Origin of the sequence: Kitasatospora sp. NPDC101157 (assembly GCF_044768255.1) — a bacterium.
GTDB lineage: Bacteria > Actinomycetota > Actinomycetes > Streptomycetales > Streptomycetaceae > Kitasatospora.
This window is the reverse complement of sequence record NZ_JBIWPL010000005.1, coordinates 272913-283061: the sequence shown is the minus strand read 5'-3', so window position 1 is coordinate 283061 and position 10149 is coordinate 272913. Positions and strand designations below refer to the sequence as shown.

The 10149-nt window shown below is 74.2% G+C and carries 11 protein-coding genes; 6 read left to right on the top strand and 5 right to left on the bottom strand.

Annotated elements, in window-relative coordinates; translation table 11 throughout:
- Positions 1 to 196 precede the first annotated feature (196 nt).
- From ACIRVF_RS13835 to ACIRVF_RS13810, 6 genes are all read left to right on the top strand, one after another.
- The gene (locus tag ACIRVF_RS13835) at positions 197 to 1090 is read left to right on the top strand and encodes a polysaccharide lyase (RefSeq protein WP_402816490.1); all 894 of its coding nucleotides are present in this window, start codon (positions 197 to 199) and stop codon (positions 1088 to 1090) included.
- Complete coding sequence (locus ACIRVF_RS13830; RefSeq protein WP_402816489.1) at positions 1090 to 1818, top strand: TSUP family transporter; 729 nt, start codon at positions 1090 to 1092, stop codon at positions 1816 to 1818. Before ACIRVF_RS13835 ends, ACIRVF_RS13830 begins: the two co-directional genes overlap by 1 nt.
- 67 nt (positions 1819 to 1885) lie before the next feature.
- The gene (locus ACIRVF_RS13825; protein WP_402816488.1) at positions 1886 to 3142 is read left to right on the top strand and encodes an MFS transporter; all 1257 of its coding nucleotides are present in this window, start codon (positions 1886 to 1888) and stop codon (positions 3140 to 3142) included.
- Positions 3143 to 3272: 130 nt separating this feature from the next.
- Positions 3273 to 3878, top strand: a complete 606-nt coding sequence (locus tag ACIRVF_RS13820; protein WP_402816487.1) for a hypothetical protein — start codon at positions 3273 to 3275, stop codon at positions 3876 to 3878.
- Positions 3879 to 3910: 32 nt separating this feature from the next.
- Complete coding sequence (locus ACIRVF_RS13815) at positions 3911 to 4264, top strand: ArsR/SmtB family transcription factor (RefSeq protein WP_402816486.1); 354 nt, start codon at positions 3911 to 3913, stop codon at positions 4262 to 4264.
- Between the two features lie 114 nt (positions 4265 to 4378).
- Complete coding sequence (locus ACIRVF_RS13810) at positions 4379 to 5785, top strand: MFS transporter (protein ID WP_402816485.1); 1407 nt, start codon at positions 4379 to 4381, stop codon at positions 5783 to 5785.
- A gap of 49 nt (positions 5786 to 5834) precedes the next feature.
- On the opposite strand, the gene ACIRVF_RS13805 is transcribed toward ACIRVF_RS13810, so the two are convergent.
- The 5 genes from ACIRVF_RS13805 to ACIRVF_RS13785 all read right to left on the bottom strand — a co-directional run bounded on the left by ACIRVF_RS13805 (position 5835) and on the right by ACIRVF_RS13785 (position 10096).
- Positions 5835 to 6161 carry a hypothetical protein gene (locus ACIRVF_RS13805; protein ID WP_402816484.1) on the bottom strand — a complete coding sequence of 109 codons (327 nt, stop codon included), beginning with the start codon at positions 6159 to 6161 and terminating at the stop codon, positions 5835 to 5837.
- A gap of 259 nt (positions 6162 to 6420) precedes the next feature.
- Positions 6421 to 7326, bottom strand: coding sequence for a DNA-3-methyladenine glycosylase family protein (locus tag ACIRVF_RS13800; protein WP_402816483.1), 906 nt, complete (start codon positions 7324 to 7326; stop codon positions 6421 to 6423).
- The gene (locus ACIRVF_RS13795; RefSeq protein WP_402816482.1) at positions 7326 to 7721 is read right to left on the bottom strand and encodes a MarR family winged helix-turn-helix transcriptional regulator; all 396 of its coding nucleotides are present in this window, start codon (positions 7719 to 7721) and stop codon (positions 7326 to 7328) included. The genes ACIRVF_RS13800 and ACIRVF_RS13795 overlap by 1 nt, the downstream gene beginning before the upstream one ends.
- 249 nt (positions 7722 to 7970) lie before the next feature.
- Positions 7971 to 9506, bottom strand: coding sequence for a DEAD/DEAH box helicase (locus ACIRVF_RS13790; protein ID WP_402816481.1), 1536 nt, complete (start codon positions 9504 to 9506; stop codon positions 7971 to 7973).
- 386 nt (positions 9507 to 9892) lie between these two features.
- Entirely contained in the window at positions 9893 to 10096 is a 204-nt protein-coding gene (locus ACIRVF_RS13785; protein WP_045694210.1) for a cold-shock protein, read from the bottom strand.
- Between the last annotated feature and the right edge of the window lie 53 nt (positions 10097 to 10149).

Sequence of the window (10149 nt, the reverse complement as noted above, 5' to 3'; positions counted from 1 at the left end):
CCACCGGGCCCCCGCGGGCCCGACCCCCCACACCCCCTACCCCCGCCACCCCCTTACACGGGCGGGGGCGGGTTGGGCGTTAAACCAACCCGCTCACCCCCCCCCCCGGCCACAGTCCTTTCCCCTTCCTTTGCCCGACCACAACTCGGCCGTGCGGCATGATCGGTAGGAATCGCCCGCCGACCGAGGAGCCCGGATGAACCGCACCGCGCGCACCGCCGTCCTGGCCGCACTGGCCCTGCTCGCCACCGCCGGCTGCGCGGCCACCCCGGCCCGGGCCACGGACCACCCGACCGCCGGTTCCGCCGCCGCGCCCGTACCGGGCCGAGCGGCGGCCTGGACCGGCGGATTCCGGGACTACGGCACTCCGCAGTGGCGCCGGGCCTGGGGCGTGGCCGACCAGGGCGCCTGGGGCGCGGCCGACTTCGGCGCCGTCGCCAACCCGGCCGCCCCCGGCGGCGGCCCGGCGCTGCGGGTGACGTACGGCGCGGGCTCCTCCGCCAACTCCTGCACGGACTGCCCCAACCCGGGCGGCGGGCAGTTCTACACCGACCTGAACTCCCTCGGCCTGTCCGCGCTCGCCCAGGGCCGCACCCTGGACCTCAAGTACTCCGTCCGGTTCCCCGCCGGCCGCGACTGGGGCAAGGCCGGCAAGCTGCCCGGCCTGTACGGCGGGAAGATCGGCGAGGAGTCCGGCGGCAACCACGGCGCCGGCTGGTCCACCCGCTACATGTGGCGGGGCGCCAAGGGCAGCCCCGACAACGGCGAGGTCTACCTCTACACCCCGAGCAACTCCGGCCCCACCGGCTACGGCGTGGACGAGGGCTTGGGCGACTGGCACTTCCAGGCCGACGACCGCTGGCACACCGTCGAACAGCTGGTGGACCGCGGCACCGGCGACATCACCGTCTGGTACGACGGCCGCCAGGTGCACGCCGCCAAGGGCACCGCCTCCGGCATCGGCTCCATCCCCTTCGGCGGGGTGCTGTTCTCCACCTTCTACGGCGGCCACGACACCGGTTGGGGCCCGGCGAGCACCCAGCAGGCGTACTTCGCCGACTTCTCGCTCTCCGCCGGCGTCCAGCACTGATGAGCGGCTGGAGCGGCGAACTGCTGCTGGGACTGGTGGTCCTGCTCGGCGCCACCGTCCAGCGGCTGGCCGGGCTCGGCTTCGCGCTGGTCGCGGCGCCCGTCCTGGTGCTGCTGCTCGGTCCGAACAGCGGGGTGACGCTGGCGAACTTCGCCGCGCTGGCGATCAGTGCGGTCGGGCTGGCCGGGAGCTGGCGGCAGGTCCGGCCCGGAGCGATGCTGCCGCTGATGGCCGCGGCCGTGTGCACGGTACCCGCGGGGGCTTGGGTGGCGGCGACGGTGCCCACGCCGGAACTGCTGGTCGGCATCGGCGTGCTGGTGACCGCGGCCGCCCTGCTGGTGATCCGCGGGGTGCGGGCGGCCGCTCTGCGCGGGGTCGGCGGGGCGGTCGTCGCGGGTGTCACCAGCGGGTTGATGAACTCCGCGGCCGGGGTCGGCGGCCCGGCGGTCTCGCTCTACGCGGTGAACTCCGGCTGGACGGCCCGGGAGTTCGTGCCGAACGCCCAGCTGTACGGTGTGGTCGTGAACGCCTTCTCGCTGGCGGTCAAGGGCGTTCCCCAACTGGAACCTCCCGCCTGGGGGTTGGTGACCATGGCGCTGGCCGGCGGGGCGGTGGCCGGCCGGCTGCTGACCACCCGGGTGCCGGAGCCGCGGGCCCGGACGGTGGTGCTGGGGCTGGCCCTCGCGGGCGGAGTGAGCACCCTCGTCAAGGGGGTTTCCGGACTCTGAGACTTCCGGCTGGGAATGGTCTGTGAAGGGGCGGCCAAATCTGTAGCGGTCATGCCATACTGCGTCGGTGACCTCAGCCAGCCTAGCGACACCCCCGCACCGCACCAGGCCCCAACTGGGCCGGAAATTCGCCATGCTGTGGTCGGCTTCGTCGATATCAGCGGTCGGCGACGGCATGCGGGACTCGTCGTTGCCGCTGCTCGCACTGGCCATCTCGGACTCCCCGTCCGCGGTGTCCGTGGTCGCGGTGGCCGGATCACTGCCCTGGCTGCTGATGGCCCTGTTCGGCGGGGTCATCGCCGACCGCTTCGACCGCCGCCGGCTCATGTGGACGATCGACTTCGGACGCGCCGCCATCGTGCTGGGCTTCGCCGCCTGCGTCTTCTCCACCACCCCGCCGCTCGCCCTGCTCGCCGCCCTGGCCTTCGTCCTGGGCTGCGGCGAGACGGTGTTCGTCAACGCCGCCACCTCCACCATCCCGGACGTGGTCAGCTCCGACCGGTTGGACGTCGCCAACGGCCGCCTCCAGGGCGGCCAGCTGGTCGGCCGGATGGTCGGCCCGCTGGTCGGCACCACGCTGTTCGCCGTCGCCGCCGGCTACCCGTTCACCGTGGACGGCGCCTCCTTCGCGGTGGCCGCCGCCCTGGTCGCCGCGACCGGCCGCTCCGGTGCCCCCCGGGCGAAGTCCGACCGCCGGGTCATGGCCGAGGTCCGCGAGGGCGTCCGCTGGCTGTACCGGCACAAGCAGCTGCGCCTGGTCGCCTCGCTCTCCGCCCTGGCGGGCGGCGCCTCCGCACTCGGCATCACCATGATGGCGCTGCTGGTCACCCGGACCCTGAACGAACCCACCTGGGCGTACGGCGCCGTCCTCGCCAGCGGCGTGGCCGGCGGCACCGCCGCCAGCATGCTGGCCGGCCGGATCAGCGAGCGGATGGGCCGTCGGGCCCGCATCTCCCTCTCCTTCGTCCTGATGGGCTCGGCGCTGCTGCTGATGGGCCTGAGCCCCTCGGTGTTCGCGGTGGCACCGCTGTTCGCCCTCGGCAACTTCGGGGTGGTGACCTGGAACGTCCAGGCGATCTCGCTGCGCCAGCAGACCGTGCCGAAGGAACTGCTCGGCCGGGTCAACAGCTGCTACCTGATGCTGACCCGGATCGGGATGCTGATCGGCGCCGGCCTCAGCGGGTGGATCGGAGCCACCGTCAGCGTCCGCGCTCCGATCGTCATCGCCGGCGCCCTGATCCTCGCCGCGCTGATCGTGATCCCGCGACTGGGCGACCTCGAACCCGCCCCGGCGCCGGCCACCGAGGAGCAGCTGGCGGTCTGAGCGTTCCGACGTCGGCCGAAGGGCCCCTCCCCCGGCGGGGGGAGGCGGTTCCTCCCGCCGGGGGAGGTCCACCTCCCGGTCCGGCTGCGAGCGTTCGGGGCACAGCCCCCGCCGGACCGGAGAACCGCGCATGACCGCCGCTCACCCGCACCCCGCCGCAGGCCGCCTGCGCACCGCATGGGCCGCCGCCCACACCCCCGTCTCCGGCGTGCCGCGCTGGGCCCGGATCGCCGCCCGGGCGGTGCCGTTCACCGTGCTGCCGTCCAGCGCCTGGCGGATCGCCACCTGCACCTTCCACGTCCCGCTGGACGGCGACGCCGTGCAGGACTCCGGCACCCTGCCGTGGTGGCTGCCGCTGGAGCTGTACGTGGTGCTGCTGTCGGCCGTCTCCGAGCTGTTCGCCTTCGCCGCGCTCGGTCTGGTCGCCCGCTGGGGCGAGGTGTTCCCGCGCCGGCTCCCGCTGCTGGGGGGACGGCCCGTCCCGGTCGCCGCGGCCGTCGTCCCGGCCGCCCTCGGCGCCACCGTGCTCACCGCCGGCAGTCTGCTGTTCACGGTCCTGCTCTCCACCGGCCGCATGCTCCAGGGCCGTCCGCTGCGGGACGGCACCCCCGTGTTCGCAGGTGACTGGCACACCGTCGTCCTGGTCGCCTGCTACGCCCCGCTGCTGCTCTGGGGACCGCTGCTGGCGGCCGTCACCCTCGCCTACCGGCACCGGCGCCGCGGGCGGTCGTCATGAACGCACCTGCGCACGGGCCCTACCATGGCGCCATGAGCTCCGGCACCGATCTGGCAGATGCACACCGCTCGCAGCAGCGGGCCGAGGCGCGGCTGGACGTGGCCGCGTCCGTGCTGGCCCTGCTGGCCGACCGCACCCGACTGGCGCTGCTGGAGCGGCTCGGCCGGGGTGAGGCGGACGTGACCACGCTGACCGAGGCGACCGGCGCCGCCCGCCCTTCGGTCAGCCAGCACCTGGCCAAGCTGCGCCTCGCCGGGCTGGTCGCCACCCGCAAGGACGGCCGACGGGTGGTCTACTCGCTGCGGCACGGCCACCTGCGCCGGCTGGTGGACGAGGCACTGAACGTCGCCGACCACCAGATCGCCCACCTGCCGCCGCACGACTGACGACCCGGCCGCCCCCGCCCCCGGGACCGTCCGGCCCGCCCAACAGGTGCACAGGTACGCACGCGTTAACTATGATGAGCCCGTACCCCCTCCTCGTCGCCCCGGGACGGGCCCATGCTGACCGTGCTGCGCAACCGCACCTACCGCCACCTGTTCACCGCCCAGGTCGTGGCCCTGACCGGCACCGGCCTCGCCACCGTGGCGCTCTCGCTGCTGGCGTACTCGATCGCCGGGAGCAACGCCTCGGCCGTGCTCGGCACCGCCCTGGCGATCAAGATGGTCGCCTACGTGACCATCGCACCGATCGCCGGAGCCCTCGCCGGGCGCATCCCCCGGCGCACCCTGATGGTCGGCACGGACCTCACCCGGGCGGGCGTCGCCCTCGCCCTGCCGTTCGTCGACCAGGTGTGGCAGATCTACGTCCTGATCTTCCTGCTCCAGGCCGCCTCCGCCGCCTTCACCCCGACCTTCCAGGCCACCGTCCCGGACGTGCTGCCCGCCGAACGCGACTACACCCAGGCGCTGTCGATGTCCCGGCTGGCCTACGACTTCGAGTCCCTGTTCAGCCCGGCCCTGGCCGCACTGCTGCTCTCGGTGGTCCCCTACAACTGGCTGTTCGTCGGCACGACGGCCGGCTTCCTCGCCTCCGCCGCCCTGGTCGTCTCGGCCGTCCTCCCCGCGGGGCCGCCGTCGGACTCCCGCCCGCGGGCCGACGACAGGCCCGCACCCGAGCCGGTCGTACGCCGCGGCGGCCTCTACCGCAGGGCCGCCTTCGGTACCCGGCTGTTCCGGGCCACCCCGCGGCTGCGGGCCCTGCTCGCGCTGGACCTCGCGGTCGCCGCCGCGGGGGCGATCGTCTTCGTCGACACCGTCAACGTCGTCCGCGACCACTTCCACCGCCCGGCCGGAGCCGTGTCGCTGGCCCTCGGCGCGTACGGCGTCGGCTCGATGCTCGCCGCGGTGCTGCTGCCCCGGCTGCTGGCCCGGGTCAGCGACCGGTCCGTCATGCTGCCCGCCGCCTTCGCCCTGCCCTGCGTGCTCGCCGCCGTCACCGCGATCACCGCCGCCCCGGCCGGCACCGGCAGCTGGTTCGCCCTGCTCGCCGCCTGGGCCCTGGTCGGCGCCGCCGGTTCCGCCGTCCTCACCCCCGGCGGCCGGGTCATCCGGCGCTCCGCCGCCGACCCCGACCTGCCCGCCGCCTTCGCCGCCCAGTTCTCGCTGTCGCACGGCTGCTGGCTGCTCACCTACCCGCTGGCCGGCTGGCTCGCCGCCGGCGCCGGCCTCCCGGCCACCGCCGCCGTCCTCGGCGCACTCGCCCTCGCCGCCGCCGTCACCGCCACCACCATCTGGCCCACCAGCGACCCGGACGCCCTCAGCCACCTCCACACCGACCTGCCCGCCGGCCATCCCCACCTCGCCGACGCCCGCCCCGCCGGCGGCGGCTCCTGGCAGCACGGCCACCACTACGTCATCGACCAGCACCACCCCACCTGGCCCCGCCACCGCCCGGCCCTCGGCTGACGCCGCCCCGGGGCCGCGCCGGGCCCCTCGCAGCCCCGGGGGGACTGAACTACCCCCTGGTCACCGGGATCCGGTGCTCGGCCAGCGCCGCGAGCAGCCGCTCCGGGTCGTCGGGGGTGATGACCGGCTTCACCCGCGCCCCGAGGTCGAGGACGAAGGCGACGCTCTTGTCCACCCGCCCCGGGTCGAGGTTGAAGTAGTGCACGAAGTCCCCGGACCCCCAGATCCGCCACCGCCCGCCGACCCTGCTCAGCGGCACCTGCTGAAGCCCGCGGATCCGCCCGTAGGGGATCCGCTTGGCGGAGGCCAGCGGGAAGTAGTACCGGCGAATCACGAGCTCACGTGCGGTGCACGTCACCAGACCGTCGTTGTACATGCGGGCCAGGCTAACCGCGGGCCCTGCCCGACGCCCGGCCATCGGACGTCCGTCCGGACAGGTCCCCCCGTACGCCGCAACGGGCGCCCGCCGCGCGCCCGGCGTGCCGTCCCGTCCGGTCCCTTCCCCCGGTCCCGTCCGGTTCCTTCCCCCGGTCCCGTCCCGTCCCTTCCCCCGGTCCCGTCCCGTCCCTTCCTCCGGTCCCGTCCCGTCCCTTCCTCCGGTCCCGTCCCGTCCGGCCCCCTCCCCTCCCGTCCGGTCAGCCACCGGCCCGCAGGTAGTGCCCCCAGTAGCCCTGCCAGGGCCCGTAGTGGTCGGCCAGCCGACGGAACTCCGCCTCGTCGACCGGGCGCCGGTAGACCCGTTGGAGGGCCCGGCCCATCTCCTTGTCCAGCTCGATCCGCTCCATCCGCCCGAGCCCGCGGATCAGCAGGAAGGAGGCCGACCAGTCACCGATCCCGGGCAGCGTCAGCAACTGTTCGCGCACCTCCTGGTACGGACCGGTGCGCAGGAAGTGCTCGTCCAGCCCGGCCCACAGCCGCACCGAGCGGTACAGGTGGCCCGCCTTGCGCGGGTTGCCGATCAGGGCGAGGAGCTCGCCCTCGTCGAACCGGGCCAGCTGTTCGACGTCCGGGAACGCCCACAGCCGCTCGGTACCCACGTCGATCCGGTTGCCGACCGCCTCGACCAGCGCCCGTTTCATCTCCCGGGCCACCGGCATCGGCGTGCGCTGGCACAGGATCGCCCAGCAGAGCAGCTCGAACGGCGAGGGGAACTTGACCTGGTGGTAGCCGTGCAGCCGCTCCACCACCCGGGCGAAGGGCTCGTCCTGCCCGGCCAGCCGGTAGAACTCGGTCAGGTCGTCGGACAGCCCCAGGTAGCAGTCGAGGCGCTCGGTGACGGCCCGCAGCACCTCCTCGCCGACCGGCCGCTCCGCGGCGACGCGGCCGACCAGCCCGGGCGCCCCCGGTGCGGCGGTGAGCCGCACGCCCACGGTCGCCCCCGCCTCCCGGACGGCCAGGGTGAGCGCGGCCTGCGCGGTGCCCTGCTGCCCGGCCATCGCCGGGAAGGAGCCGATGAACCCGAGCGAGGCGCGGAAGTCGAACGGCTCCCGGGCGGGCAGCCGGATGTCCGTCAGGTACAGGCGCGGTGTCTCCGTGGTCATCACTCGGTCCCCCTCACGGTCGCGCCGGACAGCGCGTCCAGCACGGCGAGCACCTCGCCGCGCGGCACGGGCGCGAAGAACCCGGCATCGGCCTCCTCCACCGCGTACATCGCCCGCTCCCGCAGCGCCTCCCCGGCCTCCGTCACCCGCACCCTCTTCGCCCGGCTGTCCGCCGGATCCGGCACCCGCTCCACCAGCCCCTTCGCCTCCAGCGTGCGCAGTACCTGGCTGGTCATCATCGGGTCCGTCCCGGAGTGCTCCGCCAGCCGCCGCTGGGTCGGCGCCCCCTCCTCCGCCCCGAGCCACCACGCCCCGGCCAGCAGCACGAACTGCACGTGCGTCAGCTCGTACGGCCTGAGCGCGGCCGCCAGCGACCGCTGCCACGCCAAGGTCACCCGCCACAACAGGAACCCCGGACTCTGCCCCGGACTCGCCGCCCGCTCGAACCCGGCCGCCGACACGGACTCCCTCACGAGCCACCCCCGCCCTCCGATTTACTATGCGCATTTACTATATCGGCGGCAAGGCCCCTCGGCACCTCCGTTTCCGGCCCTCGGCCGGCCGGGCAGGGCTTCCGGGGCAGGGTGGCCGAACGGGAGAACCGCTCGGGCCCGGTCCGCACCGCGCGCCGGGCCCGAGCGGTGCTACGCGAGCCGGGCGGGGCGGCCGGGCGGCCGACGGTGGCCGGCGGAGCCCTGGTCATCGCGGCCGGCGGCGGCCCGGGTGTCACCGACGGTGTGGGCGGGGCGGCCGCGGCGGTCGCGGCCCGCGAACGAGCCGCGGCGCGGCCGCTCGACGACGGGGTCCGGGATCACGGTGGGGATGCCGCTGGGCACGCGGGCGCCGGTGATGCGGGCCAGGTCCTCGTCACCGGCGGTCACCCTGATGGCGACGGGTGTGATGCCGGCCGTCGTCATCATGCGGGCCGTCGCACGGCGCTGGTTGGGCAGCACCAGCGTGACGACGGTGCCGGACTCCCCGGCCCTGGCGGTGCGCCCGCCCCGGTGGAGGTAGTCCTTGTGGTCGACCGGCGGGTCCACGTTGACGACCAGGTCGAGCCCGTCGACGTGGATGCCGCGGGCGGCGACGTTGGTCGCGATCAAGGCGGTCACCTCGCCGGTGCGGAACTGCTCCATGGTGCGGGTGCGCTGCGGCTGGGACTTGCCGCCGTGCAGGGCCGCGGCCTTCACACCGTTCGCGAGCAGGTCCTCCACCAGGCGGTCCGCGCCGTGCTTCGTGTCGACGAACATGATCACCCTGCCGTCGCGGGAGGCGATGTGGGCGACCGTGGCGCCCTTGTCGAAGCTCTGCACATGCAGTACGTGATGCTCCATGGCGCCGACCGCTGCCGTGGACGGGTCCACCGAATGGGTGACCGGGTCCTTGAGGAAGCGTCGCACCAGGAGGTCGACGTTGCGGTCCAGGGTGGCGGAGAACAGCATGGTCTGGCCGCCCTCGGCGACCTGGTCGAGCAGCTCGGTGACCTGCGGCAGGAAGCCCATGTCGGCCATCTGGTCCGCCTCGTCGAGCACCGTGACGCCGACCCGCTCCAGCCGGCAGTCACCACGCTGCACCAGGTCCTTCAGCCGGCCCGGCGTGGCCACCACGACCTCCGCCCCGCGGTTCAGCAGCCATGCCTGACGGCTCATCGACGTCCCACCCACCACGGTCGCCATCCGCAGGCGCACGGCGCGGGCGTAGGGGGTGAGTGCCTCGGTGACCTGCTGCGCGAGTTCGCGGGTGGGGACCAGCACCACGGCCAGCGGGCAGCGCGGCTCCGCCCTCCGCCCGGCGGTGCGGGCCAGCACGGCGAGGCCGAACGCGATGGTCTTGCCGGAGCCTGTCCGGCCCCGCCCGAGGAGATCGCGGCCCGCCAGCGAGTTCGGCAGCGTTGCGGCCTGGATCGGGAACGGCTCCGTGACGCCCTGGCCGGTCAGCGCCGACAGCAGCGCCTTCGGCAGGTCCAGCTCGTCGAAGGACCCGACGGCCGGCAGTGCCGGGGTGGTGCTCACCGGCATCGCGAACTCCCCCCGCACCGAGGCGCCTTGAGAGGCACCGCGCCGGGAGGAGGGACGGCCTTCGGCAGGCCGGTCGCCGTACGAGGAGCCGCCACCGGAGCGGAAGCCGGTCGCGGAGCGGGAGTCGGCGTCGTGGTGAGCGGAGCGACTGGAGCGGACCATGCGGAAGACCTTCCTCGGAGCGGCACGTCGCGAGGAAGGCTCCGTGGCACGGGGCGCCGGGCGGAGACCGCGAGGAAACGGGCCGGAAGTGTGACGGGCGGAGCGTGGACGGTGAAATCGTTCGGCACGTCACCCGCGGTCGGCGCTCTCCGCGGCGGGGCGGGAGCGGAGAACCGGGAACCGTGAGCTGTCACGGCAGGGCGCCGATCCGGACGCGGCGCCGGGCGTCTCGCGTGGGGATGGCCGCCGGTGGCGGGGCCAGGGGGCCTGAACGGCCGGAGGGAGGTGCCGTGGCGCGATGACCGAGGGGCCCGCACCGGGCACTTGTGCGCGGTGCGGGCCCCTCGGTGCCGGACAGGACCTCGGCAGGTCCCACGGCAGAAGAACTACAGCGGGCGAATGTTCTCGGCCTGCGGGCCCTTCTGGCCCTGCGTGACGTCGAACTCGACCTTCTGGCCCTCAAGCAGCTCACGGAAGCCGTTGGCGTTGATGTTCGAGTAGTGGGCGAAGACGTCCGGGCCGCCACCCTCCTGCTCGATGAAGCCGAAGCCCTTTTCCGAGTTGAACCACTTCACAGTGCCATTAGCCATCAAAAATCTCCTTCAAGGGACTGTCCGAAACACGCACGGCGCGGGCTTCGAGT